Raw genomic sequence first — 25719 nt, 5'->3', positions numbered from 1 at the left:
GCCATGCTAAAGCCCCCGGCATGAGCGACGATTTCTCTGACAATACAGCCGCTGCCAGCGTCACCCGCCGCATTTCGCGCGGGGGGCAGGGTGCCTGGGACAACATCCGCCACGCATGGCAGACGCGGCGCTGGTTCCGCGTGCTGTTTTATGCGCTGGGCGGCGGCTTCTTGCTCGCCATCATCGGCTATTTCTGGCTCGCCTATGACTTGCCTGATGCGGAAACGCTGCTCGATTACGAACCGAACCTGCCCACCGTGGTGCGCGGCATCGATGGCGAGATCGTCCACCGGTACGAACGTGAACGGCGGATCGAGCTTGAATACCGTGATATGCCGGAGCAATTGCTCAACGCCTACATATCCGCTGAGGACGAGACCTTCTGGAGCCACAACGGCATCGACGCAGGCGGCTTTGCCGGCGCGGTCATCGACTATGTAACGAAAATCGGCTCGGGCGAGCGGGCCGTGGGTGGTTCCACCATCACCCAGCAGGTCGCCAAGAACATTCTTGTGGGCGACGAATACTCGATCACCCGCAAGCTGCGCGAAATGATCCTCGCCACACGCATTGAAAGCGTTCTGGAAAAAGAGGACATCATCACGCTCTATCTGAACGTGATCCCTCTTGGCCGCCGCAGCTTCGGCGTGCAGGCGGCGTCGCTGGCATATTTTGACAAGGATGTGGACGAGCTCGAACTGCATGAAATGGCTTTTCTGGCGGCGATCACACCGGCGCCCGAACGTTATGGCCGCGAAGCGAATTTCGAAGATGCAAAGCAGCGCCGCGACTTCGTCCTCTCGCAGATGGAAGACAACGGTTACATCACGCAAGAGCAGATGGCCGCAGCACAGGCGGCACCGCTTGGGGTGGTGCAAGGCGGGGGCCAGGTTCGTTCGGTCGATGCCGGCTACTTCCTCGAAGAAGTGCGCCGCCAGCTGATCGCCCGCTTTGGCGAAGAGGCGGTGGATGGCGAAAACAGCGTCTATGCAGGTGGCCTTTGGGTGCGCACATCGCTGGACATGGAATTGCAGGATGCGGCGCGCAATTCGCTGCGCGACGCGATGCTGGGTTATCACGGATCGCGCGGGTGGACGGGGCCGATTGCCACGATCGACCCTGATGACGGATCGCCGACGTCACAACTCGCAAGTTCATATCTAGACATAAATTACGAAGACTGGCGCATCGGCGTTGTCACGCAGCGTAGCGGCAATTCGGCGACGATCGGCTTTGCCGATGGCGAGGAAGCGCCGCTTTCGGGTCTGCCTGATGGTTTGGAAGTGGGCCATGTCATTGCCGTCTCGCCGAGCGGCAATGGCTTCCGCGTGCGCGCCATTCCGGAAATTTCAGGTGGCTTCGTCGCGCTCGATCCGCATACGGGCCGTGTCTATGCGATGCAGGGCGGGTTTGACAGCCGCCTTGGCGCATTCAACCGCGCGGTGCAGGCCAACCGCCAGCCCGGTTCAACGGTCAAGCCGTTCGTCTATGCGACCGGGCTGGACAACGGGATGACCCCTGCAAGCATGATCCCCGACAGCCAGTATTGCTACTATCAAGGCAGCAATCTGGGCGAAAAGTGCTTCACCAATTTCGGCGGCAGCCGGGGCGGGGGCGAATACCCCATGCGCTACGGCCTCGAACAGTCGAAGAACCTGATGACGATCCACATCGCGATGGATGCCGGGATGGAAAATGTCATCCAGGACTTCCGCGATGTCGGGTTGGAGCCGGAGGACATCGAATATCAGCCCTATCCCGCCTTTGCGCTCGGCGCGGGCGAGACAACCGTGATGCGGATCACCAGCGCCTATGCGGCGATGGTCAATCACGGACGCCTCAACGAACCCACACTGATCGATTATGTGCAGGACCGCGACGGTAATGTGATTTACCGCGCCGATACCCGCGATTGCACGGGCTGCAATATGGCCGAGTGGGATGGCGGGGCGATGCCGCGCTTCGGCCGCACCGGCCAGCAGGTGATGGACGCGCGCACCGCGTTCCAGACCGTGCATATGCTCACCGGCGTGATCGAACGCGGCACCGCCACGCGACTGCGCGATCTCGACATTCCGCTGTTCGGCAAGACCGGCACCAGCACCGGCCCCAAGGATGTATGGTTCGTGGGCGGTTCGCCAGACATTGTCGGCGGCGTCTATCTTGGCTTCGATAACCCGCGCAATCTGGGGGGCTGGGTGCAGGCGGGGAACACCGCTGCGCCCATTTTCCGCCAATTCGTGCAGGAATCGCGCGACCACTGGACGGGCCGTCCCTTCACCGCGCCAGAGGGTGTGCGAATGGTGCGGATCGACCGGCGCACGGGCAGCCGCGTATTCGGTGGCTGGCCCACCGACGAGCCGACCGCCTCGGTCATCTGGGAAGCGTTCAAGCCCGATACCGAACCGCGCCGCACCCAGCGTCAGGACGATATCGATGCTATGCGCGAAATTATCCTGGCCCAGCTTCGCCGCCAGCGCGAAGGGCCGCAGCGAACGGCAGCGCCGGTCGAGCAGGAAGCGACCGAAGAACAGGGTAATTTCGCCGAGGAAGAAGGCGGGATCTATTGATCCGGAGCTGTTGACCGGGGCTGGCGGCGCATCAGGGAAGACGCGCTGCCGCTCTTCCCATAATGCGCGGGCTCGGCTAACCGCGCTCGCTGTTTGATTGGAGATTGTGACGATGCGTGCCGAAGGGCAGGCGCATATAGACCGCATTGAAGCGGCGCTGGCGCTGGTGAAGAAATCGCTCGACTGGGAAATGGCTTTGCGCCGGCTCGACGAGCTGGAAGCGCGGGTGCAGGACCCCGACCTGTGGAACGATCCGAAGCAGGCGCAGGCGATCAGCCGCGAACACAAGCAGTTGAAGGACGCGGTCGAAACGGTGGAGGAAATCTCCAGCGAGATGTCCGACGCGGTCGAATTTATCGAAATGGGCGAGGCAGAGGGCGACGATGATATCGTTGCCGATGGCCTCTCCAGCCTCTCCAAACTCGCCGAGCGGGCAGACCGCGACAAGGTGAATGCACTGCTTTCGGGCGAGGCGGATGGTTACGACACCTATTTGCAAGTGAACGCGGGCGCGGGCGGCACCGAAAGCCAGGACTGGGCGGAAATGCTCTTCCGTATGTATGCCCGCTGGGCCGAAAAGCGTGGCTACAAAGTCGAAACGGTTGAATACCAGGCGGGCGAGCAGGCGGGCATCAAGTCGGCGACGATCCTTATCAAGGGCGAGAACGCCTATGGCTACGCCAAGACCGAAAGCGGCGTGCACCGGCTCGTGCGGATCAGCCCCTATGACAGCTCGGCCCGCCGTCACACCTCCTTCTCCAGTGTTTGGGTCTATCCGGTGATCGACGACGATATCGATATCGAGATCAATCCGGCTGATCTGAAGGTTGATACCTACCGCGCGTCGGGAGCTGGCGGGCAGCACATCAATACGACCGACTCCGCGGTGCGCATCACGCACCAGCCCACCGGTATCGTTGTGGCGAGCCAAGCGGACCGTAGCCAGCACAAGAACCGCGCGACCGCTATGAATATGCTGAAAGCGCGGTTGTTTGAACGCGAGATGCAGATCCGCGAGGCGGCGGCGGCGGGCGAATATGCAGAAAAGACCGAGATCGGGTGGGGTCACCAGATCCGCAGCTACGTGCTCCAGCCCTACCAGATGGTAAAAGACCTGCGCACCGGCGTCACCAGCCCGACACCCGACGACGTGCTCGACGGCGACCTCGACGACTTCATCGCCGCCGCCTTGGCGCAGCGGGTGACAGGCGAAAGCGTGGTTGTGGAAGATGTGGAGTAAGCGCGCTGCAAGGGTTTGCCGAGTGCAGCTGAAGGCACTGCTTGCGCCCCGGCGTCACATGCATGTTCAAAGCAAGAGGTTTCAGTACGTGCTCAATGTGGCCTCTGGCACCAACAGCAAAGGGGAATCCTTCATCATCTCCACTGTCGCTCGCGCAGCGGTCAGCAGGCGCTGCCGGTCGCCGAATACGCATTCGGCGCCGTCAACCGTGCGCGCCAGTTGCGCGGCCATGGTGTTGCAATTGGTGGGAAAGCTTTCCAACTGATCGCCCGGATTGGCGCGTCTGATGATGTAATAGCGATATGGTTGGGCTTCTCCGCCCGGAACATCAGGTTCCCGGAATTCGCCTAGATAGTAAACCGATCCGGCACCCATGTTGTCGCTACCGATTTCTACCAGTCCTCCCGTTGCCTCGATCCGCTCTTCCCCGTCTGGTTCAGTGATGTAGAGCGTCCATCGGCGGTTGCCTGCAGCTACGATTCGGGCGCTAGTTACACCAGACGGGCCGATATGTCGGTAGCCGCCCCCAAGCTGAACGTCGGACAATTCCGCAGCGGAGAACAGTGGGCTGGGGCTGGTCCAGAAGCATCCCGATAGTGCGAGCGCCAAGATCGACACTGACAGGGCGCGGATGCCGTTCATTGGACTTCTTCTGCTTCGGGAAACACAATCACTTCGCTTTCTTCCAACGCCCGACGATCCGCCTCTCGCTCTTCGGCAGTCCTGACGCGCGCCAAAGCGTAATGTGGCATCTGGAACACCGGATGATCCTGATCGAGCCAATCCACCACGTGCTCGGCGGAAGAGATCAACGCAGCCCTATCTGTGAAACGGCAGCCCTTGCCACCAAAACCCGGCACCGTCATACCGCTTTGCGCAGGCGTGCCGCGACATTCGGGCAAGAAGATTTCCAAGACGTCGGCATCGGCTCTGGCAACGCCATACTCGTATCCTTCTCCGTCGCGGGTTACCACGATGTAGAAATCATCATGCTGTGCCAGTGGTACCAGAGCGAAGGGGTCATCTACCAAGGTTCCCGCCGGCACAGTACGGACATAATCTCCATCACCACCTTGCGTGCCGCCCACAGTAATTTCCCCGATATTGCGCACGCTATAGAAGCCATCGGTTCCACGCTCGAAACTAAATCTACCACCATAATAGAGGCTGCCACCCGAATACTCGCCATGAAAGCCGATATCGACGTATTCGTCAGGCGCGAACAAAGCCTCGTCAGAATACCAGCAACCGGACAGCATCAACAAAGCAGCAAAAACAAGAACTGTTCGTATCATCGATTCCCCCCGCAGGTTAGTTCGTTGGACGATAAGCGCGACCTTTGCCTTCTGGCAATATGGTTAGTGCCATGGTTGCTACACGATCCGCCACGCCATCGGCTGACACTGCACAATAAGTCCCTTTGCCTTGGCCGCGCTGCCCGCTAGAGGCTCTGGTATGAGAACGGGGTCCACTCTCTCCATTATCGGCGCTCTGCTGGCCTGTGCCGCGCTTGGCGGATGCGATAGCGCTGCGCCTGAGCGGCCCGAGACCTCGCTCGATTTTCCGCAACCCTATCGCCCCGTCTCCGATCTTGCGGGCAATGCCTTCTCTACCGAGGAAGCCCGCGATGACAGGCGCGAAGCGGAAACGGTGATGGATCAGGCGGCGATCACCGAAGGCATGACCGTCGCCGATATCGGCGCGGGCGAGGGGTATTACACCGTCCGCCTTTCTACCCGCGTCGGGCCGGAAGGCCGCGTACTGGCGCAGGATATCGATGCCGAAGCGCTGCGGCGGCTTGGCAGCCGTGTCGAGCGCGAGCGGCTCGACAATGTCTCGGTGATTACAGGCGGGATCGACGATCCCCGCCTGCCGCCCAATAGCTTCGACCGCATCTTCATGGTGCATATGTATCACGAGATCACCGAGCCTTACGCCTTCCTGTGGCGGATGCGACCTGCTTTGCGTGAAGGCGGGCAGGTGATCGTGGTGGATGTTGATCGCCCGACCGACCAGCACGGCATCAATCCACAACTGCTGTTTTGCGAATTCGAAAGAGTCGGCTACCGCCTTGTCGAATTCGTCAGAAAACCGGAAATCGCCGGTTACTACGCACAATTCGAAGTCGCGGGCGAACGCCCCGATCCACAAAATATCGAACCCTGCGCACAGCAGGCGGAAACAGTTAGCGAAATGGCGGTCAGCGGTGACGGCCACTCAGAGGAAAATAATGACGTTCAAGGGTCTTAAACCCATCACTTACGGCGGCCGCGAAGTGTGGCCGCTGATTGAAGGCGGCAAGGGCGTTTCGGCGACCAACCACATGAGCTCCGGCGCATGGGCGGCAGCAGGCGGCATCGGCACGGTGAGCGCGGTGAATGCCGACAGCTATGACGAGGACGGCAATCCGATCCCGCAGCTGTACCCGCAGGCGACGCGCAAGGAACGCTTTGAACAGCTCGTGCGCTACGCCATCGACGGCGCGACCGAACAGGTGAAGCGAGCGCATGATATTGCGGGCGGCAAGGGCGCGATCAACATCAACGTGCTGTGGGAAATGGGCGGCGCGCAGCAGGTGCTGGAAGGCGTGCTGGAGAACTGCAAGGGCCTCATCACCGGCGTCACCTGCGGCGCGGGTATGCCCTACAAGCTTGCCGAGATCGCTCAACGGTTCAACGTCTATTATCTTCCCATTATCAGCTCGGCACGCGCTTTTCGTGCGCTGTGGAAGCGCAGCTATTCAAAGGTTCCCGACCTCATGGCCGCAGTGGTCTATGAAGACCCGTGGCTGGCAGGGGGGCATAACGGCCTTTCCAATGCCGAAGACCCCAGAAAGCCCGAAGACCCCTATCCGCGCGTTGCCGCTTTGCGTGAGACGATGCGGGCAGAGGGCGTTTCGGAGAACGTCCCGATCGTCATGGCGGGCGGCGTGTGGAATCTGCGCGAGTGGGAAAACTGGATCGACAATCCGGAGCTTGGCCAGATCGCGTTCCAGTTCGGCACGCGGCCGCTGCTGACCGAGGAAAGCCCGATCCCACAGGTGTGGAAGGATATGCTGCGCACGGTCGAACCCGGCGACGTGCTGCTGCACAAATTCTCGCCTACAGGGTTCTATTCGAGCGCGGTGAAGACGCCGTTCCTCTATGATCTGATGCATCGCAGCGAGCGGCAGATTCCGATCTTCAAGCGCGACGAGCAAGAAGGCACCGTGCCGCTGATGGATCACGGCAAGGCGAAGTACTTCTTCGTGCACCCGGGTGACCAGCGCAAGGCGCAGGCGTGGATGCACGAAGGCTTTACCGAGGCGCTGAAAACGCCCGATGACACCGTGGTTTTCGTGACGCCCGAAAGCGCTGACCAGATCCGCGCCGATCAGGCGGGCTGTATGGGCTGCCTCTCGCACTGCCAGTTTTCGAGCTGGAAGGACCACGACACGCACACGACCGGCCGCCTTGCCGATCCGCGCAGTTTCTGTATCCAGAAGACCTTGCAGGACATCGCCCATGGCGGCGATCCGGATAACAATCTCGCCTTCGCGGGGCATTCGGCCTACCGCTTCAAGCAAGACCCATTCTACTCGAACAATTTCACCCCGACGGTGAAGCAATTGGTCGAGCGGATTTTGACCGGCGACTGATATGCACGAGCGCCCCGCTCCGCCGCCTTTGCGCAATACTTTGCGCGAGGCGATGGCGGTGCCGAGGGTGCTGCTCAATCCGCTGCGTCTGCCGCGCGCCGGAGCGCAGATCGGGCAGGGCCGGGCGGTGATCGTCATTCCCGGCCTCGCGACGGGCGACGTTTCGACTACGCTTTTGCGGCGAACGCTGAAGGCGCGCGGGTTTCAGCCCGAAGGCTGGCGGCTTGGCCTCAATACCGGTGCGGATCAGGAGAAGGTGCGCAAGCTCGAAACGCGCCTCGCCGCTTTGCACAAGCAGACGGGCAAGAAAGTCATCCTGATCGGCTGGAGCCTTGGCGGACTTTATGCGCGGGTGATCGGGCAGCGCTGCGCGGAAATGCTCGACATGGTGGTGACGGTGGCGAGCCCGTTCTCGGGAGACCGGCACGCCAATGTCGCGTGGAAGCTTTATGAAGCGATCAACGATCACACGGTCGATAACCCGCCCTTTGCCGAGGATTTCGCGACCAAACCGCCCGTGCCGACCATCGCGATATGGTCAGGTGTGGACGGGATCGTCGCGCCCGAATGCAGCCGCGGGCGGGAGGGCGAGGCGGATTATACGCTGCGCATCGACGCGCCGCATTTCACGCTCGGCACGTCGCGCGCCTGTATCGAGCAATTGCTGGGCATGATCGCGCAGGTGGATGCGGATCGGAAGCCGACCTAGTCGACGTCCCACCCGCGCTCGCCATGGCTGCTCGTGTCGAGGCCTTCGCGTTCCTCTTCCTCGCTCACGCGCATCGGGATGAATAGACTCACGGCAACGGCGACAATCGCTGTCACAAAGGCGCTGTAGAGCGCCACCACGGCAACGCCCATCGCCTGCACGCCCAAGGCCAACGGAATATCGCTCGCCGCAGCATAGCCGGTGCCGCCAAGTCCTTGCCAAGCGAAAAGGCCGAGAAGAACGGTGCCCAGCATTCCGCACGCGCCGTTTACGGCAAATACGCCAAGCGTATCATCGATCAGCAATCGTCCACGGACAAGGCCGGAAATCGAGTAGCAGGCCAACGCCCCGGCAATCCCGATCAGGATTGCTCCGCCCGGCGCGACAAGGTCGGCAGAAGGCGTGATGGTGACAAGGCCAGCCAGCAATCCGGTGGCGAAGCCGCTGATGCTGGATTTGCCGCGGCTGATCTTCTCGACCAGCGACCACGCCAAGGCCGAAACCGCAGCCGCAAGATGGGTGTTGAGCATGGCTGCCGATGCATCGTCGGTCGCGGTGAGCGAAGGCACGCCGTTACGCGCGAGGAAGCCCACCCACAGCAGCGCGGCACCTGCCAGCATCAATGCGGGCGAATGGGCACCGGGCTTATCGTCCAGACGCTTGCCCATCAGCAGCGCAACGACCAGTGCCGATACACCCGCTGTTGTGTGCACGATCAGGCCGCCGGCCTTGTCGACAACGCCGAGATCACCCAGCCAACCTCCACCCCACATCCAATGTGCGACAGGTGCATAGACCAACAGGCTCCAGAACCCGCAGAAGGCAACGATCCAACCGAAGCGTGCACGGTCAACCCATGCGCCGACAATTAGCGCCGGTGCCAGAATTGCAAGGCCCATCTGGAACAAGACGTATGTGCTTTCGGGGATGGTCATCCCGTCCCGCAGGATCGTCAAGCCGGTCAGCATCCACGCGCGGCCATTGCCGATTACGCCACCCACTGTATCGCCAAAAGCCAGCGTGTAGCCGACCATGATCCACAGAACCGAGACAATGCTGGTGATAGCCGCCACCTGGAGGCCGACCGACAAGGCGTTCTTCGCCCGGACCTGTCCGGCGAAATAGAGCACAAGGCCCGGCAGCGTAATAAGCAGCGTGAACAGGCTTGCGGTCAGCACCCAGGCGGTGTCGCCCGGATTGTTCTGCGCGATATTGGTCAGTTCTTGTGCCTGCGCCGGTATGGCGGCGGCGAGCATTCCCGTTGCAGCCGCCATTGCGGCCAATCGCGTGCGAACCATTCTGTTACCCCTGACGCCCGCCTTGCGACGCGGCTGACACTATAGCGTTTCTGTGGCGGGAAAGCATTGTGCTGACAAGATGACTGCGCGTCTTGCGGCGACTCTTTCCCCGGCGCTACATAGCGCGCGATGGTTCGTAATTCGCTAATACTGTGTCTGCTGGCTTTGGCCGTACTCTTATCGGCGCCTGATGCGCGCGGGCAAGAGAGCCGGACGCCGCCTTACTGGATGAGCATCAGTGCGGAAGAGGCGCGGATGCGGGTGGGGGCAGGGCGGCAGTTCCCGGTCGAATGGGTGTACCGCCGTGCGGGCCTTCCGGTGAAGGTGCTGCGCAGCTTCCAAGGGTGGCGGCTGATCGAGGATCCCGATGGCGCGCAGGGGTGGATGTATGACAGCCTGCTCAGCCAACGACGCACCGCACTGGTGATCGGCGAAGGGCTGGTGCCGATGCGCGAGAGCGGGGCGGAAAATGCGGCCTTGCGCTGGAACCTCGAACCCGGCGTGATTGGCGAGCTTGGCGAATGCGCACGCAACTGGTGCGAGCTGAACGTCAACGGCGCGCGCGGCTGGGTGGCGCAGGATCGCCTGTGGGGCGCGGGCGAGCTCTAACGATAGCGGAAACAAAAAAGGGCGACCCGCAGGCCGCCCTTTTGTGGTTTCATGCCAGTTCCGATTACTCGGCGGCGTAGGAATAGCGCATCGCATTCCCGTCGGCACCGGTGATGGTGCGCACGCCTTCTGCGTCGGCATCCGAGATGGTGTAGCAGCTCTCTGCCGCGCCTTCTTCGCTGCCGGTCATGCACACGCCCTGGTCGTTTTCGACCCAGCTGCCGGACTCTTCGCCTTCGCTCGTGGTCATCGTGTAAGTGCCATCAGCATTGATGTCGACCACAGCCGGCGTCGCCACAGTGTCGAGCTCGGTGTAGGTGCCCGCAGTAGTGCTGGTTTCGGCCGGAGCGGCCTCGGCAGTCTCAGCGGCTGCGCTGTCGTCTGCGGTTTCGGCTTCTTCGGCATTGCCGCCACACGCGGCGAGGGCGAGGGCTCCGGCTACTGCAATAATCTTCTTCATCATGTGCTCCCTTTCAAATTGTCTCGGTGTGGTTTGAAACTATTCTGCCGCTTCGGACTCAGTAACGCGGCGCACGGTCACCGTGTTGCCGTTGCGCGCCATGGCCGTCCAACTGCCGTCTTCGCGCGGTTCGCTTTCGACCCAGCACGCTTCTTCGGCGTCACCGGCGTTCTGGCCGAAGCACATGGCGCCATGTTCATCACGTCGCCATGCACCGCCGCCAAGGTCTTCCCCGTCTGCGCTGTCAGCAAAAGTGCCATCGGCCATCCGGCGGTGCATCACGGTGCCGCCATCATCGCTGGATATTTCGAACAGTCCGACATCGGCAGGATCAACACTGGTTGCCGCCGCTTCACTTGCCGCCTCGTCCACCGCTTCGGGCGCTGCCGCGTCGTCTCCGCCGCAGGCTGCCAGCGCCAATGCACCAGCCAATGCTATCGTAATACGCAAAACCCTCTCCCCTCAGTTGCGAGGGGAGAGGGTTAGCAAGCTCTCGGCTGAGGTGCGAGTAAAATCAGGCCAATTCGACTGCTACAGCGGTCGCTTCACCGCCGCCGATGCACAGCGAGGCGATGCCGCGCTTCTTGCCCTGCTGCTTCAGCGCGTTGAGCAGCGTGACGATAATGCGCGTTCCGCTTGCACCGATGGGATGGCCCAATGCGGTGCCGCCGCCATTCACGTTAATCTTGGCATGATCGATGCCGATGTCGCGCATCGCGAACATGGCGACGCAGGCGAAGGCTTCGTTGACTTCCCACAGATCGACATCCTCAACGCTCCAGCCCGTCTTTTCGAGCAGCTTCTGGATCGCGCCGACCGGAGCGATGGTGAATTCTTCAGGCGCCTGCGCATGGGCTTCGAGACCGATCACGGTTGCAACCGGCGTCAGTCCCTTCGCTTCGGCAACGCTTTTGCGGGTCAGCACGACCGCTGCAGCGCCATCCGAAATCGACGAAGAGGTCGCGGCGGTGATGGTTCCGTCCTTGGCGAACGCCGGGCGCAGCTGCGGGATCTTCTCCGGGCGGCCCTTCGACGGTGCTTCATCGGTATCGACGATCACCTCTCCCGCGCGGGTCGAGACGGTCACCGGCACAACTTCGTCGGCAAACGCGCCGCTGGCAATCGCAGCATTGGCGCGTTCCAGCGAGGCGATCGAGTAAGCGTCCATTTCCTCGCGGGTGAGCTGGTACTTGTCAGCCATTTCCTGCGCGAAAGTGCCCATGGCGCGGCCCGGCTCGTAGGCGTCTTCCAGCCCGTCGAGGAACATATGGTCGTAAGCGGTGTCGTGGCCAATCCGCGCGCCAGAACGGTGCTTCTTGAGCAGGTATGGCGCGTTGGTCATGCTTTCCATGCCGCCCGCAATCACCGTATCCACGCTGCCGCTGGCGAGCGCTTCTGCGCCCATGATGACGGTCTGCATGCCGCTGCCGCATACCTTGTTGACCGTGGTCGCCTGCGCGCTGAGCGGGAGGCCGGACTTGATCGCCACCTGGCGGGCAGGGGCCTGGCCAAGCCCTGCGGGAAGCACGCAGCCCATGTAAACGCGGTTCACATCGTCACCCGAAACACCCGCGCGCTCGATAGCGGCCTTGACCGCTGTCGCGCCCAGATCGGTGGCAGAGACATCGGACAAAGCGCCCTGCATCGCGCCCATCGGGGTGCGGGCATAGGACAGGATGACGACGGGATCGGCTTCGTTGAAAGCGGGCATGATAAACTCCAACCTTTGGGTTTCGCAGAGATGCGGTTACTGGGCATCGCGTTTAATGTTGCGATGCAACGAATGCAAACGCGGTGCGTTGCCAATACGAATGCACATCAACCGCACCCTGCCAATACGACTTAAGGCTTTTTCATGACCGATTTGACCACCGATCCCGCCGATCTTCCGCAAATGCTAGCCGCCCAGCGTAAGGCTTTTACGGCAGCTCGCCCCGAATCCCTCGACACGCGGCGTGGCCGGATCGACCGGCTGATCGCGCTGCTCAACGAAAACGCGGATGCACTGTGCGATGCGATGAATGCCGATTACGGCAACCGCTCGCGCGTGCAGAGCATGATCACCGACATCATGGCGACGGTGAACTTCGCCAAATATTGCCGCAGCAATCTGTCCAAGTGGGCGAAGCCGGAAAGCCGCAGCACGCAGTTTCCGCTCGGCTTGCTGGGCGGCAAGGCGCAATTGCGGCTTGAGCCGAAGGGCGTGATCGGGATCATCAGCCCTTGGAATTTCCCCGTGAACCTCGCTTTCGGCCCGCTGGCGCAGGTGCTGGCCGCGGGCAACCGCGCGATGCTGAAACCGAGCGAGCTGACCCCGCAAACAAGCGCGCTGATTGCCGATCTGGTGGCGAAGTATTTCGCGCCCGAGGAAGTCACCACGGCAGTGGGCGGCGTCGATGTCGCGCAGGCCTTTTCCTCGCTGCCTTTCGATCATCTGGTCTTCACCGGCTCGACTGCGACCGGGCGCAAGGTGATGCAGGCGGCGGCGGCCAATCTGGTACCGGTCACGCTCGAACTGGGCGGCAAGAGCCCGGTGGTGATCGGTCGCAGCGCCGATCTTACGCGGGCGGGTGACCGGATCGTGACAGGCAAGATGATGAATGCGGGGCAAATCTGCCTTGCGCCCGATTACCTGCTCGTGCCCGAAAGCATGGAGGACGGAGTGATCGCCGCGTTGGAGCTGGCCGCGATGGACCAATATCCCACGCTTCTCGACAATTCGGATTACGCCTGCGTCATCAATGACCAGCAATATGCCCGCCTGCAAAGCATGGTCGCCGATGCGCGGGAGAAGGGCGGGGACGTCATCGAAATCAATCCGGCGGGCGAGAATTTCGGTAGCAGCAACCAGTGCAAGATGCCGCTCACCATCATCCGCAATCCGACCGAGGATATGCAGGCGATGCAGGAAGAGATTTTCGGCCCTGTGCTTCCTGTGAAGACCTACACCAGCGTCAGCGAGGCGATTGAATACATCAACGCGAAGGACCGCCCGCTGGGTCTTTACTACTTCGGCACCGACGCTGGGGAGCGCGAGCAGGTGCTGCGGCAGACAATTTCCGGCGGCGTGACGGTCAACGATGTGATCTTCCATGTCTCGGCCGAAGACCTGCCCTTTGGCGGCGTCGGACCGAGCGGCATCGGCGCCTATCACGGGCCGGAGGGTTTCCGCGAATTCAGCCATGCGCGCGCCGTCTACACCCAGCCCAAAATCGACGTGGCAGGCCTTGCTGGCCTGAAGCCGCCTTATGGCGAGCGGGCGCAGACCATGCTCAAACTGATGACCAAAAAGTAGCGCTGGAAATCTGCCGGGCGAGGGTGGGCGGCGGAGCCGTGCTACGCTAGGCTGTGCAGCATGATCCGTTACGCTCTAGCCGCTACCCTTGCGCTTACGCTCACCGCCTGCGCATCCCGTATCGAATTGCCCGGCAGCGTTTTGCCGCCAGAGCCGCAAGCTGTTGTCGTCGAGGGGATGGGCCCGCCGGTGGACTGGCGTCCGGTCGATGCCAATACCGGCCAGATCGGGGATATTGCCGGTCTGACGCAATTGGCCGAGGATTTTCCCGACTCGTCATCTGTGCGGATGCGGCTGCTGGGCGCGCATTTCGTGGCGCGCGAGGAGTCCGGCTCCGCGCCGATCATTGACGATCTCGCCTGGCTGGGCGAGCGGCGCTATCTGTTGCCGGAGCAAGCGGTCGGGCAATTGCGCAGTGCATTTACCACCACCGACGAACGGATGGCGGTGCGCCGCGCCTTTGAATGGGACCGCAGCCCTGTCACTGCCAGCGATGTGGTGGCCGAGACGCCCGCAGCCGCGCGGCTTGCGGAAAGCGTGCTTTGGGATGGCGAGCAGGATCGCCTGTTCGTCACCAGCATCGTCTCCCGCGCGCTGCATTATCGCGGGAGTGATGGCGAGTGGCAGGCGCACCCGATTTCGGGCGAGGGCAGTTTCTCCGGCATCGCGCTCGACGAGGCGCGCAATCTAATCTGGGTCGCTTCGGGAGTGGTCAGCACAACGCCCGATTCCGCAAGCGCATATCGCGGCCTGATCGCGCTCGACCGGATTACGCTGGAGGAGCGCCGCCGTGTGCCGCTTGGCCCGGGTGCAACGATATCGGATATTGCCGTGGGACCGGATGGCACTGTCTACGGCAGCGATCCGATCGGCGGCGGCGTGTATTTCGCAACCGTAACCGACAGCACGATGCGCACTTTCATCGCGCCGGGCACGTTCCGCAGCCCGCAGGGGATTGCGGTGCGGCCGGACAACAATTCGCTCTACATCAGCGACTATCGCTATGGCCTTGCGCAGGTGATGATCCGCAGCCGCCATGTCTACCGGATGCGCGCGGCAGAGCCGATGCTGCTCGACGGAGTGGACGGGCTTTGGCTGCACGGCAACGAGCTGATCGCGGTGCAGAACGGCCTCAACCCGCACCGCATCACCGCGTTTGCGCTGGGGCAGGGGATCGGCGTCATTGCCTCGCACCGCACACTCGAATTCGCGAACCCTGCGTGGACCGAGCCGCTCGGCGGCAGCATTGCGGGGGACGCGCTCTATTACATCGGCGATGGCCAGTGGGACATCTGGGGTGAAGGCGGGGAATTGCGCGAGGGGGCATCGCCCCGCGCCACGCGCATCCGCCGCGTGCAACTGGTGGATAGTCCGCCTGAATAGGGGATTTTAGTCCGTTCAGCTACCTTGCATCGCAGCATTCAAAGGCTTAGACGCGCCGCAAATCAACAGCAAAACCGAGTCCATTTTGCCTGATCAAACCGCCTATCTCCTCGAATACCTGCCGATTATCCTGTTTCTGGGAATCGCGCTGGCGCTTTCGGTGGCTTTCGTTTTCCTGCCGATGGGCGTGTCCCGCCTGACCGGCGCGCACAACCCGACAGAGGGCAAGCTGACTGAATACGAATGCGGCTTCCCCGCCTTCGAGGCACCGCGCAGCCAGTTTGACGTGCGGTTCTATCTGGTGGCGATCCTGTTCATCATTTTCGATCTGGAGGCGGCCTTCCTGTTCCCCTGGGCTGTCAGCCTGGAGCATACCGGATGGGCAGGTTGGATCGGGATGATGATCTTCCTCGTCATTCTGACGGTCGGCTTCGCCTACGAATGGAAGAAGGGAGCTCTGGATTGGGAATGAGCAACTCGACCATCATTACCCCGCCGAACGCTCTGCCCACTGCCGCCCAAGGCGGCGAAGTGAAGCAGCCGGATACGGACTTTTTCAACGCGCTCCAGACCGAGGTGAACGACAAGGGCTTCCTTGTTACCTCGACCGAGGAGCTGTTCCAATGGGCGCGCACAGGCTCGCTGTGGTGGATGACCTTCGGCCTCGCCTGCTGCGCGGTCGAGATGATCCACGTCAATATGCCGCGCTACGATATGGAACGCTTCGGGATCGCCCCGCGCGCCAGCCCGCGCCAGTCGGACGTGATGATCGTGGCGGGCACGCTGTGCAACAAAATGGCACCGGCTCTTCGCCGCGTTTACGATCAGATGTCCGATCCGAAATACGTCATTTCGATGGGCAGCTGCGCCAATGGCGGGGGCTATTACCATTACAGCTATTCCGTGGTGCGCGGCTGTGACCGCATCGTGCCGGTCGATATCTACATCCCGGGCTGCCCGCCGACTGCAGAAGCGCTGCTTTACGGCGTGATGCAGCTTCAGCGGAAGATCCGCCGAGTGGGGACGATCGAGCGATGAAGCACCTCTTCCGCCGCACAATGGGCGCTTGTCTTGGGGCAGTAGTGGCCATGTTGATGGCGCCAAGCGTTGCGTTTGCGCAGCCCGCACCCGAGCGGCTTGAGCTAGCTAATGGTCGAGCCAGTGTTGTGATGCCTTGCCGTAATCCGACAATGATTCCGGCGGACTATTTCGGCCGGACTGCAATAGTTTGCATTACAGAAACGATGACGTTTGCAGCAGTGTCCTCTGAAGGCGAAGAGATTGCTTATGAGGATCCGTTTCCGTCTTCATACGAGGCCATCACTGCGATGGTGGAGGGACGCGAGGACCGCGTTGTTTTCCTCGAAACAGTAGTCGGCAACCATCGGATGTTCGAGATTACGCGCAACGACGGCACGCCTTTTGGTATTATGGCAGGGATTGAGCTTGGGGATTACCACCTTGTTTACGCTGCGGCATACCCGACTTCAGAAGCGGCAGAACTTACATCACTGGACGAGGATGACGTGAGGAGGTTCGTCGCTTCATTGGAGATCAACGACCAATGACCGTCCTCCACTCCGCCCCCAAATTCGCCTCCAACGAAGGCGTGCTTGACGCTTTGACGTCAGCACTCGGCTCGCATGTGATCGCCTCCAGCGAGGAGCATGGCGAGATCATTCTCACCGTGAAGCGCGAGAGCATCGAGGATGTGCTGCGTTCTCTTCGCGACGATCACGCTTACCAGCAGCTCGTCGAAATTGCCGGTGTCGACTATCCCGACCGCGCAGAACGGTTCGAAGTCGTCTATATGCTGCTCAGCCTCACCAAGAACCACCGGATCATGGTGAAGGTCAGCACGGACGAGGATACGCCTGTTCCCACCGTCACCACGCTGTGGCCGGTCGCCGGATGGCTCGAACGCGAAGTGTTCGATATGTATGGCGTCACCTTTGACGGCAACACCGATTTGCGCCGCATTCTCACCGATTACGGATTTGAAGGGCATCCCTTCCGCAAGGACTTCCCGCTAACGGGCTATACCGAACTGCGCTATTCTGAGGAGGAAAAGCGCGTGGTGTATGAGCCGGTGAAACTGGCGCAGGATTTCCGCAGCTTCGATTTTACCAGCCCTTGGGAAGGCGCGGATTACGTGCTTCCGGGCGATGAAAAGGCAGAGAAGGAGGACGGCAAATGAGCGGCCTCGTTCAGGACACCGCGCCGACAACCGACGGCGAGGAAATCTCCAACTACACGATCAATTTCGGCCCGCAGCACCCTGCCGCGCACGGCGTTTTGCGCATGGTGATGGAGCTGGATGGCGAGATTATCGAGCGGATCGACCCGCATGTTGGTCTGCTCCACCGCGGCACCGAAAAGCTGATCGAGTACAAGACGTACCTGCAGGCGCTCCCGTATTTCGACCGGCTCGATTACTGCTCTCCGCTGGCGCAGGAATATTCGTATGTCCTCGCCATCGAGAAGCTGCTGAATGTCGAAGTGCCGGAGCGGGCGCAGTATCTGCGTGTGCTGTTCGCCGAGCTGACGCGCATCTGCAACCATATGCTCAATATCGGCGCGCACGTGATGGATGTGGGCGCGATGACGCCCAACCTCTGGGTGTTCGAACTGCGCGAGGATTGCCTCAATTTCTTCGAACGGGCTTCGGGCGCGCGGATGCACTCGGCGTGGTTCCGCCCCGGCGGCGTGCATCAGGATGTTCCGCTGAAGCTGCTCACCGATATCGGCGATTGGGTCGATACCCGGCTGCCCGAACTGTTCGGCGATGCGATGAGCCTCGTGCAGGACAACCGCATTTTCAAACAGCGTAATGTCGATATCGCGGTGGTGAGCAAGGAAGACGCGATCAAATGGGGCTTCTCCGGCCCGATGATCCGCGCGGCCGGCATCCCGTGGGATCTGCGCAAATCGCAGCCCTATGACGTGTATGACCGGATGGATTTCGAAATCCCGGTCGGCACCAATTCGGACTGTTACGACCGCTTCATGGTCCGCTGCGAGGAAGTCTACCAGTCGGCGCGCATCATCAAGCAGTGCCTCGCTGAAATGCCCGAAGGCCCGATTGCGAGCGACAACAAAAAGGTCTCACCGCCCAAGCGTGGTGAGATGAAGCAGTCGATGGAAGCTCTGATCCATCACTTCAAGCTCTACACTGAAGGCTTCCACGTTCCGGCAGGCGAAGTTTATGTTGCAACCGAAAGCCCCAAGGGCGAATTCGGCGTGTATCTGGTGGCCGACGGAACCAACAAGCCCTACCGCTGCAAGATCCGTCCGACTGCGTTCTCGCACCTGCAGGCGATGGATTTCATGTCCAAAGGCCACATGCTGCCCGACGCAACCGCGATCCTCGGCGCAATCGACGTGGTGTTCGGGGAGTGCGACCGGTGAGGTTGCTACGCTTCTTATTGGCAATACCCGTGGTTGTGGCGATGGTTATCCTCGCCAAGGCTGCGCAGCTTGCGTCGGTCAATGCGTTTGGAGCGAGCCTCGGCTTTACCGCAGCCTCGCTTATTGGTTTGTTGCCGGTGATTGGCCTCTACGTTGTCGCTGCGATCAAGCTGCCACATATTGAGGGGATTACCCGGTGATCCTCCGCGAACTCTTCATCCTCCTCGCAGCCTTCGCCGCCTTCGCATCAGCAGTCGCGGCATACCTTGTGGCATTCCATGGTGAGGCACCGCTCAAGGACATTCTCTCCACCGCCTTCGCTGCGGTGATCGGTCTCTATGTGGGCCGCTATTTCGAACGACGGAGACTGGCGCATGGCCGGTAGACATATCGCCCCTGACACGCCCGAACTGCGCAAGCGGTGGAGTGGCTGGACTTTCACGGATGCCAACCGTGAGAAGGCCGATTGGCATATCAAGAAGTACCCTGAGGGCCGCCAGAAGTCGGCGGTGATGCCGTTGCTCGATCTCGCACAGCGCCAGGTGGGTGAAGAGACCGAGACGCAGGGCTGGCTGCCTTTGCCGGTGATCGAATATGTCGCCGACTATCTCGATATGCCGGTCATCCGCGTGCTGGAAGTCGCGACCTTCTACATGATGTATAACCTTGTTCCGGTGGGCAAATTCCACGTGCAAGTGTGCGGCACCACGCCGTGTATGCTGCGCGGATCGGACGCCATCATCGAAGCGTGCAAGAAGCGCGGCATGAAGTTCGGCGAGGTGTCGGAAGACGGCCTCTGGACGCTGACCGAGGTCGAATGCATGGGCAATTGCGCCACCGCGCCGATGGTGCAGATCAATGACGGCAATTACGAAGACCTGACGCCCGAACGTCTCAATGCAGTGCTCGATGCGCTGGCCGCGGGCGAGCAGCCGAAGGAAGGCACGCAGGAGCCGGGCCGTCACACGTCCGAGCCTGCGGGCGGGCCGACGACGCTGAAGGAAATGGTCGACGCCAATCACGATTATCGGAGCCAATGGTGATGGATCAGATTGTCCCCGTCATTGTCGCACTGGTGCTCGTCGCCATCGCGTGGAAAGTCCTCAAGGGCATCGTCAAGACCGCCGTGCTCGTCCTGCTGCTGGCGGCGGCGGCCTATTTCGTATTCGGAGGCATGGCGTAATGCTGGCTGACAAGGATCGCATCTTTACCAATGTCTACGGCTTCCAGTCGCCCGATCTGAAGGCGGCGCAGGCGCGTGGCGATTGGGACAACACGAAGAAGCTGATGCAAGTCGGCCAGGACGCCATCATCGAAGAGGTGAAGGCATCGGGCCTGCGCGGGCGCGGCGGCGCGGGCTTCCCGACGGGTATGAAGTGGAGCTTCATGCCCAAGGAAAGCAAGGACGGTCGCCCCAGCTTCCTCGTCATCAATGCCGACGAATCCGAGCCGGGTTCGTGCAAAGACCGCGAGATTATCCGCCACGATCCGCACAAGCTGATCGAAGGCGCATTGATTGCCGGATACGCGATGCGGGCGCGGGCGGCCTATATCTACATTCGCGGCGAGTATATCCGCGAGGCCGAGGCACTCCAGAAGGCAATCGACGAAGCCTATGACGCGGGCCTGATCGGCAAGAATGCCAGCGGTTCGGGCTACGATTTCGACGTGTTCATGCACCGCGGCGCAGGCGCCTACATCTGCGGCGAAGAAACCGCGATGATCGAAAGCCTCGAAGGCAAGAAGGGCCAACCGCGCCTCAAGCCGCCTTTCCCGGCGGGTGCAGGCCTCTATGGCTGCCCGACGACGGTCAACAATGTCGAGTCGATCGCGGTCGTCCCCACGATCCTGCGGCGCGGCGCAAGCTGGTTCGCCAGCTTCGGGCGCGAGGGCAACAAGGGCACCAAGCTGTTCCAGATCAGCGGCCATGTGAACACGCCCTGCGTTGTCGAAGAAGCGATGAGCATCACTTTCGAGGAGCTGATCGAAAAGCATTGCGGCGGCATTCGCGGCGGGTGGGACAATCTGCTCGCGGTCATCCCCGGCGGTTCCTCGGTGCCGCTGGTGCCGGGCGAACAAATCCGCTCTGCCCATATGGATTTCGACGGGCTGAAAGAACTCGGCTCGGGCCTCGGCACGGCGGGCGTTATCGTGATGGACAAGTCGACCGACATCGTCCGCGCGATCAGCCGCCTCAGCTATTTCTACAAGCACGAGTCTTGCGGCCAGTGCACACCCTGCCGCGAGGGCACGGGCTGGATGTGGCGCGTGATGGAGCGGCTGCGCGTGGGCGAAAGCTCGGTCGAAGAAATCGATATGCTCTATCAGGTCACCAAGCAGGTGGAAGGTCACACGATCTGCGCACTGGGCGACGCCGCCGCATGGCCGATCCAGGGCCTGCTCCGCCACTTCCGCCCCGAACTCGAACGCCGCATTGCGGAACGCGAGGGCGGCTTGCAGGAGGCGGCGGAATGAAGCGGTTTCTGGCTCTTGTAGCGGCCACGCTTGCTGGCCTCACACTCGCAACACCTGCTGCAGCGCAACAGGAACGCAACGAGCGGATGCAGCGGCTTGCGGTCGAGGCGTGGACCGCGTGTATGGCGGACGAGTTTCCGGAGGATGTGCATCGCTTGCTGACGATGGACTACCGAAGCGACGAATACCGCGCGCTCATGCAGGACATGGGTGACCGCCGGATCAGCGAACGGTGCTTCCGCGCGATGCCGCGCGCCTATCGACGGATCGAACTGGGCGGGCTCCCCTTTGCGGGCGGCCTGGCAGAGCAAGCGATGGAAAGGGTGGAGGAGCCCTCACTGCTGATCCGCCTGTCTATGGCCGTGATCGGCGAGCGGCCAGAGACCTATTCCTACACCGATCTGGTGGCCAATTGCATGGTGACGGGCGCGCCCAATCTGGTGGCCGACCTGTTCGCCACCGAGGTCGCCTCGGAAGCAGAAGTCGGCGCGTTCGCGCAGCTAGCGCCCGTGCAGGCCATCTGCACCCAGAGCGGCGATGCCATCGAAGCAAGCGCGATTGCCATGCGCTCCATGCTCGCCACCGCCAGTTACCGAATTCTCGCGGCGCAGGATGACGCGCCGGTAGAAAGTGAGACCGATGCCTAAAGTCACCGTAGACGGTCAGGAAGTGGAGGTGCCCGATGGCGCCACCGTGCTGCAGGCGTGCGAGCTTGCGGGCAAGGAGATTCCCCGTTTCTGTTACCACGAACGCTTAAGTATCGCCGGTAACTGCCGGATGTGCCTGGTGGAAGTAAAGCCGGGGCCGCCCAAGCCGCAGGCTTCTTGCGCGCTGCCTGCCACCGAAGGGCAGGAAATCCGCACCGACACGCCGATGGTCAAAACTGCGCGCGAAGGTGTGATGGAGTTCCTCCTTATCAACCACCCGCTCGATTGCCCGATTTGTGACCAGGGCGGCGAGTGCGATCTGCAGGATCAGGCCATGGCCTATGGCCGTGGCGGCTCGCGCTATCACGAGAATAAGCGGGCGGTCACGAGCAAGAATATGGGCCCGCTGATCAAGACGATCATGACCCGCTGCATCCACTGCACCCGCTGTGTGCGCTTCTCCGAAGAGATTGCGGGCGTGGACGAAATCGGCGCGCTGTATCGCGGCGAGGATATGCAGATCACCACCTATCTGGAGCAGGCGGCAAAGCATGAGCTGTCGGCGAACGTGATCGACCTGTGCCCGGTCGGCGCTTTGACGAGCGGCCCCTACGCCTATGAGAGCCGCCCTTGGGAGCTGAAGAAGACGCTCGGCATCGACGTTTCCGATGCGGTTGGCGCAAACATCCGGATCGACAGCCGTGGCCGCGAAGTTCTGCGCGTGCTCCCGCGCATCAACGATGATGTGAACGAGGAGTGGATTTCGGACAAGGCACGCTATCAGGTCGACGGCCTCACACGGCGTCGCCTCGACAAGGTGTTCATCCGCCGCAGCGGCAAGCTGGCCGAGGCAAGCTGGGACGAAGCGTTCAAGGCGATCGCCAAGGCCAAGCCGGGCGCCAGCATCGCCGCTATCGCGGGCGATATGGTCGATTGCGAAACGATGTTCGCCGCCAAGGCGCTGCTCAAGGCGAGTGGTTCCTCGCTGATGGAGAGCCGCCAAACGGGGATGGATTATGACGTGTCCAACCTCGCGGCGGTCAATTTCAACAGCACTTTTGCCGGGATCGAGGAGGCGCAGGCCATCCTCATCATCGGCAGCCATGTGCGCTGGGAAGCGCCGCTGGTGAATGTCCGCCTGCGCAAGGCAGTGAAGCGCGGCGCGAAGGTGTTTATCGTCGGGTCCGAATGGGACACGACGTACAAGGCGGAATTCCTCGGCAGCGATCTTGGCGTGCTGAACAAGCTGCCGGCCAGCGTGACCGATGCGTTCAAGGCGGCGGAAAAGTCGGCGGTTATCCTCGGCGCGGCGGGGTTTGCAGCGGGCGCACATGAGGCGGCACTGGCGGTAGCTGGCAAGCTGAAGGCGGAGTTCAACGCGCTCCACACCGCAGCGGCCCGCATGGGCGCTCTGATGCTCGGTTTCGCGCAGAAGGGCGGCATCGCCGATATCGTTGCGGCCAAGCCCAAGGTGGTGCTCGCGCTGGGCGCAGACGAGGTCGACTGGAGCGCGTTTGGCGACAGTCTCAAGGTCTATATCGGCCATCACGGCGACAAGGGCGCACACGCGGCGGATATCGTCCTGCCCGCCAGCGCCTACACCGAGAAAGCGGGAACCTACGTCAGCACCGAGGGCCGCGTGCAGATGGCCGACAAGGCGATTTTCGCTCCCGGCGATGCGCGTGAAGACTGGACGATCCTGCGCGCGCTGGCCGATGCGCTGGGCGTCACCGTAGGGTTCGACAGCTTTGGCGAGCTTCGCGCGGCTATGGTGGCCGAAGTGCCTGTGCTGGGCGACGAAGGCATGATCGCCGACTACGGCGCGCTTCCGGCCGCGCCGAAGGGCGTAAAGGCCTCGGGCGAGATTGCCGCCTATCCGGTGACGGACTTCTACCTCACCAACCCCATCGCCCGCGCCAGCACGGTGATGCAGCAATGTTCGGCTGAACTGCTGCATGGCGACGCGCTGAAGGAGGCGGCGGAATGAGTGTTTTTGCGAACCTCGTCATTCCCGCGAAGGCGGGAATCCAGTCTGGCCTCGGCACTCCCATTTTCTGGATCCCCGCCTTCGCGGGGATGACGAACGGGGGGGAAGAGTAATGACCGAATTCTTCGAAAATCTCGGCCTGTCCTACGAGTGGGCGCTGTTTGTCGGCATGGTCTCCGGCATTCTGCTCATCGCCTTCCCGGTGATGCTCGCGGTTGCGCTTGTGATCTATATGGACCGCAAGGTGCTCGGCGCCGTCATGATGCGGCGCGGGCCCAACGTGGTCGGGCCGTTCGGCATCCTCCAAAGCTTTGCTGACGGGCTGAAGGTCTTCCTGCAGGAAACCATCATTCCCAGCGCGGCAAACAAGGGCATTTTTCTCCTCGCGCCGATCATCACCTTTACCGTGGCGCTGCTCGCCTGGGCGGTGATTCCGTTTGCGGACGGCGTGGTGCTGGCGGATATCAATGTCGGCATGCTCTATGTGCTCGCGATCAGTTCGCTGGGCGTTTACGGCATCACGATGGCGGGCTGGGCGAGTAACTCCAAATACCCGTTCTTCTCCGCCATGCGCGCAGCCGCGCAGATGATTTCCTACGAAGTCTCGATCGGTTTCATTCTGGTGTGCGTGGTGCTGTTTGCGAACAGCTTCAACCTCAGCGAGATCGTGAACGCGCAAAAGGGCCACGGCCTCGGCATCATCAACGGCTATTACTTCAACCTGCTGCTGTTCCCGATGTGGGTGCTGTTCTTCATCTCCAGCCTCGCAGAGACGCAGCGTGCACCGTTCGACCTGACCGAGGCGGAGAGCGAGCTGGTGGCGGGGTATCAGACCGAATACAGCTCTATGGCCTTCGCGCTGTTCTGGCTCGGTGAATATGCGAACATCCTGCTGATGTGCAGCCTCAACACGCTGCTGTTCTTCGGCGGATGGCTGCCGCCCATCGAGTGGGAGCCGCTTTACATGGTGCCGGGCTTCATCTGGTTCCTGCTGAAGACGGTGTTCTTCTTCTTCATCTTCAGCTGGATCTGGGCGACCGTGCCGCGTTACCGCTATGACCAGCTGATGCGCCTTGGCTGGAAAGTCTTCCTGCCGATGAGCCTGCTCTTCGTCGTCCTGACGAGCGGGTGGCTGATGTTTACGAGGTATGGGGGATGAAGGTCGCGCTTATCTTGTCTCTTGCCTTGCTATCTACGGCCTGCTCTCAGGCAGCAAACGATGTTGGCCGCTATCAATTTGTTCCGGCTAGCGACGAAATGCCTGCGCTCTTACTTGATACTGTTACTGGCTGTGTCGAGCGGTATGTGCGCATGACAGAGGTTGAGAATCCCAACAACGTAACTTGGTATCGAACGTCGATGGATATGACTCTCCCAAATGTGGTTGGAGAGGAAACTGTCGAAGGCTCAACACCTCCCGCACGTTGCCTAAATCAAATCGAGGTCGCCGAATGACCGCAGCCCAACTCATCAAATCCTTCACCCTGTGGGAATTCCTCAAGGCGCACGCGCTGACGTTGAAATATTTCTTCAAGCCGAAGGTGACGCTCAACTATCCGTTCGAGAAGAACCCGCTTTCGCCGCGTTTTCGTGGGGAGCACGCCTTGCGGCGCTATCCCAATGGCGAGGAGCGGTGCATTGCCTGCAAGCTGTGCGAGGCGGTGTGCCCGGCGCAGGCGATCACCATCGAAAGCGAGCCGCGTGATGATGGCAGCCGTCGCACCACCCGCTACGACATCGACATGACCAAGTGCATCTATTGCGGCTTCTGCCAAGAGGCGTGCCCGGTGGATGCCATCGTCGAGGGGCCGAACTTCGAATACGCGACCGAAACGCGCGAAGAGCTGCTCTATGACAAAGCCAAATTGCTGGCGAACGGGGACAAGTGGGAGCGGGCAATCGCCGCAAACCTTGAAGCCGACGCGCCGTATCGTTAAGGGGCCGCACATCGTGTTGAGGGGCACCATGAATACGCACTTGTTCGTCATTCCCGCGAAGGCG

The 25719-nt window shown here is 61.5% G+C and carries 28 protein-coding genes and 1 pseudogene; 23 read left to right on the top strand and 6 right to left on the bottom strand.

The window, feature by feature from the left end:
• The first annotated feature begins 20 nt into the window (after nt 1-20).
• A complete protein-coding gene (locus ACS0VV_RS06610) occupies nt 21-2570 on the top strand; it encodes a penicillin-binding protein 1A (protein ID WP_483531930.1) in 2550 nt (849 codons plus the stop codon).
• A gap of 112 nt (nt 2571-2682) precedes the next feature.
• On the top strand, nt 2683-3810 hold the full coding sequence (gene prfB, locus ACS0VV_RS06605; protein ID WP_483533509.1) for a peptide chain release factor 2: 1128 nt from the start codon (nt 2683-2685) through the stop codon (nt 3808-3810).
• Nucleotides 3811-3891: 81 nt separating this feature from the next.
• On the opposite strand, the gene ACS0VV_RS06600 is transcribed toward prfB, so the two are convergent.
• Nucleotides 3892-4452 (bottom strand): hypothetical protein, encoded by a 561-nt coding sequence (locus tag ACS0VV_RS06600; protein WP_483531929.1) that lies wholly within the window; start codon nt 4450-4452, stop codon nt 3892-3894.
• Nucleotides 4449-5105 (bottom strand): hypothetical protein, encoded by a 657-nt coding sequence (locus ACS0VV_RS06595; protein ID WP_483531928.1) that lies wholly within the window; start codon nt 5103-5105, stop codon nt 4449-4451. Before ACS0VV_RS06595 ends, ACS0VV_RS06600 begins: the two co-directional genes overlap by 4 nt.
• Nucleotides 5106-5265: 160 nt before the next feature.
• Between ACS0VV_RS06595 and ACS0VV_RS06590 the strand changes: the two genes are divergently transcribed.
• Genes ACS0VV_RS06590 through ACS0VV_RS06580 form a run of 3 tightly spaced genes read left to right on the top strand, consistent with a single transcriptional unit; the run spans nt 5266 to nt 8156 of the window.
• Nucleotides 5266-6060, top strand: coding sequence for a class I SAM-dependent methyltransferase (locus ACS0VV_RS06590; RefSeq protein WP_483531927.1), 795 nt, complete (start codon nt 5266-5268; stop codon nt 6058-6060).
• Nucleotides 6041-7447 carry an NAD(P)H-dependent flavin oxidoreductase gene (locus ACS0VV_RS06585; protein WP_483531926.1) on the top strand — a complete coding sequence of 469 codons (1407 nt, stop codon included), beginning with the start codon at nt 6041-6043 and terminating at the stop codon, nt 7445-7447. The genes ACS0VV_RS06590 and ACS0VV_RS06585 overlap by 20 nt, the downstream gene beginning before the upstream one ends.
• 1 nt (nt 7448) lies before the next feature.
• Nucleotides 7449-8156 (top strand): alpha/beta hydrolase, encoded by a 708-nt coding sequence (locus tag ACS0VV_RS06580; protein ID WP_483531925.1) that lies wholly within the window; start codon nt 7449-7451, stop codon nt 8154-8156.
• On the opposite strand, the gene ACS0VV_RS06575 is transcribed toward ACS0VV_RS06580, so the two are convergent.
• Nucleotides 8153-9454: an ammonium transporter gene (locus ACS0VV_RS06575; RefSeq protein ID WP_483531924.1), complete on the bottom strand. Its 1302-nt coding sequence runs from the start codon at nt 9452-9454 to the stop codon at nt 8153-8155. The two genes, ACS0VV_RS06580 and ACS0VV_RS06575, sit on opposite strands and share 4 nt — an antisense overlap.
• 228 nt (nt 9455-9682) lie before the next feature.
• Between ACS0VV_RS06575 and ACS0VV_RS06570 the strand changes: the two genes are divergently transcribed.
• Nucleotides 9683-10063: an SH3 domain-containing protein gene (locus ACS0VV_RS06570; protein WP_483531923.1), complete on the top strand. Its 381-nt coding sequence runs from the start codon at nt 9683-9685 to the stop codon at nt 10061-10063.
• A 64-nt stretch (nt 10064-10127) separates the two neighbouring features.
• Here ACS0VV_RS06570 and ACS0VV_RS06565 read toward each other — a convergent pair whose 3' ends face one another.
• From ACS0VV_RS06565 to ACS0VV_RS06555, 3 genes are all read right to left on the bottom strand, one after another.
• Nucleotides 10128-10523 (bottom strand): hypothetical protein, encoded by a 396-nt coding sequence (locus ACS0VV_RS06565; protein ID WP_483531922.1) that lies wholly within the window; start codon nt 10521-10523, stop codon nt 10128-10130.
• Between the two features lie 39 nt (nt 10524-10562).
• A complete protein-coding gene (locus ACS0VV_RS06560) occupies nt 10563-10973 on the bottom strand; it encodes a hypothetical protein (RefSeq protein ID WP_483531921.1) in 411 nt (136 codons plus the stop codon).
• A 64-nt stretch (nt 10974-11037) separates the two neighbouring features.
• A complete protein-coding gene (locus ACS0VV_RS06555) occupies nt 11038-12234 on the bottom strand; it encodes a thiolase family protein (RefSeq protein ID WP_483531920.1) in 1197 nt (398 codons plus the stop codon).
• A gap of 144 nt (nt 12235-12378) precedes the next feature.
• On the opposite strand from ACS0VV_RS06555, the gene ACS0VV_RS06550 reads away from it, so the two are divergent.
• The 17 genes and pseudogenes from ACS0VV_RS06550 to nuoI all read left to right on the top strand — a co-directional run bounded on the left by ACS0VV_RS06550 (nt 12379) and on the right by nuoI (nt 25655).
• A complete protein-coding gene (locus ACS0VV_RS06550; protein WP_483531919.1) occupies nt 12379-13818 on the top strand; it encodes a coniferyl aldehyde dehydrogenase in 1440 nt (479 codons plus the stop codon).
• A 60-nt stretch (nt 13819-13878) separates the two neighbouring features.
• On the top strand, nt 13879-15201 hold the full coding sequence (locus ACS0VV_RS06545) for an SMP-30/gluconolactonase/LRE family protein (protein ID WP_483531918.1): 1323 nt from the start codon (nt 13879-13881) through the stop codon (nt 15199-15201).
• An 85-nt stretch (nt 15202-15286) separates the two neighbouring features.
• Nucleotides 15287-15673 (top strand): NADH-quinone oxidoreductase subunit A, encoded by a 387-nt coding sequence (ndhC, locus tag ACS0VV_RS06540; RefSeq protein WP_151974728.1) that lies wholly within the window; start codon nt 15287-15289, stop codon nt 15671-15673.
• Entirely contained in the window at nt 15670-16239 is a 570-nt protein-coding gene (locus tag ACS0VV_RS06535; protein WP_483531917.1) for a NuoB/complex I 20 kDa subunit family protein, read from the top strand. Before ndhC ends, ACS0VV_RS06535 begins: the two co-directional genes overlap by 4 nt.
• Complete coding sequence (locus tag ACS0VV_RS06530) at nt 16236-16769, top strand: hypothetical protein (RefSeq protein WP_483531916.1); 534 nt, start codon at nt 16236-16238, stop codon at nt 16767-16769. Before ACS0VV_RS06535 ends, ACS0VV_RS06530 begins: the two co-directional genes overlap by 4 nt.
• Nucleotides 16766-17377 (top strand): annotated as a pseudogene (locus ACS0VV_RS06525) (NADH-quinone oxidoreductase subunit C); the annotation flags it as partial. The gene ACS0VV_RS06530 and the pseudogene ACS0VV_RS06525, both read left to right, overlap by 4 nt.
• A 17-nt stretch (nt 17378-17394) precedes the next feature.
• Nucleotides 17395-18609, top strand: coding sequence for an NADH-quinone oxidoreductase subunit D (locus ACS0VV_RS06520; protein WP_483531915.1), 1215 nt, complete (start codon nt 17395-17397; stop codon nt 18607-18609).
• 41 nt (nt 18610-18650) lie between these two features.
• Complete coding sequence (locus ACS0VV_RS06515; protein WP_483531914.1) at nt 18651-18809, top strand: hypothetical protein; 159 nt, start codon at nt 18651-18653, stop codon at nt 18807-18809.
• Entirely contained in the window at nt 18806-18994 is a 189-nt protein-coding gene (locus tag ACS0VV_RS06510; protein ID WP_483531913.1) for a hypothetical protein, read from the top strand. The genes ACS0VV_RS06515 and ACS0VV_RS06510 overlap by 4 nt, the downstream gene beginning before the upstream one ends.
• Entirely contained in the window at nt 18984-19652 is a 669-nt protein-coding gene (gene nuoE, locus ACS0VV_RS06505) for an NADH-quinone oxidoreductase subunit NuoE (protein WP_483531912.1), read from the top strand. Before ACS0VV_RS06510 ends, nuoE begins: the two co-directional genes overlap by 11 nt.
• Nucleotides 19652-19792 (top strand): hypothetical protein, encoded by a 141-nt coding sequence (locus ACS0VV_RS06500; RefSeq protein ID WP_483531911.1) that lies wholly within the window; start codon nt 19652-19654, stop codon nt 19790-19792. The genes nuoE and ACS0VV_RS06500 overlap by 1 nt, the downstream gene beginning before the upstream one ends.
• Nucleotides 19792-21084 carry an NADH-quinone oxidoreductase subunit NuoF gene (gene nuoF / locus ACS0VV_RS06495; protein WP_483531910.1) on the top strand — a complete coding sequence of 431 codons (1293 nt, stop codon included), beginning with the start codon at nt 19792-19794 and terminating at the stop codon, nt 21082-21084. The genes ACS0VV_RS06500 and nuoF overlap by 1 nt, the downstream gene beginning before the upstream one ends.
• A complete protein-coding gene (locus ACS0VV_RS06490; RefSeq protein WP_483531909.1) occupies nt 21081-21731 on the top strand; it encodes a hypothetical protein in 651 nt (216 codons plus the stop codon). Before nuoF ends, ACS0VV_RS06490 begins: the two co-directional genes overlap by 4 nt.
• Nucleotides 21724-23718 carry an NADH-quinone oxidoreductase subunit NuoG gene (nuoG, locus tag ACS0VV_RS06485; RefSeq protein ID WP_483531908.1) on the top strand — a complete coding sequence of 665 codons (1995 nt, stop codon included), beginning with the start codon at nt 21724-21726 and terminating at the stop codon, nt 23716-23718. The genes ACS0VV_RS06490 and nuoG overlap by 8 nt, the downstream gene beginning before the upstream one ends.
• Nucleotides 23719-23830: 112 nt before the next feature.
• Nucleotides 23831-24877 carry an NADH-quinone oxidoreductase subunit NuoH gene (nuoH, locus tag ACS0VV_RS06480; protein WP_483531907.1) on the top strand — a complete coding sequence of 349 codons (1047 nt, stop codon included), beginning with the start codon at nt 23831-23833 and terminating at the stop codon, nt 24875-24877.
• Nucleotides 24874-25173 (top strand): hypothetical protein, encoded by a 300-nt coding sequence (locus ACS0VV_RS06475; RefSeq protein ID WP_483531906.1) that lies wholly within the window; start codon nt 24874-24876, stop codon nt 25171-25173. The genes nuoH and ACS0VV_RS06475 overlap by 4 nt, the downstream gene beginning before the upstream one ends.
• The gene (gene nuoI, locus ACS0VV_RS06470; protein ID WP_151974750.1) at nt 25170-25655 is read left to right on the top strand and encodes an NADH-quinone oxidoreductase subunit NuoI; all 486 of its coding nucleotides are present in this window, start codon (nt 25170-25172) and stop codon (nt 25653-25655) included. Before ACS0VV_RS06475 ends, nuoI begins: the two co-directional genes overlap by 4 nt.
• The last annotated feature ends 64 nt before the right edge of the window (nt 25656-25719 follow it).

It is taken from the genome of Aurantiacibacter sp. KMU-128 (assembly GCF_056933515.1).
This window is presented reverse-complemented; position numbering and strand designations above follow the sequence as displayed.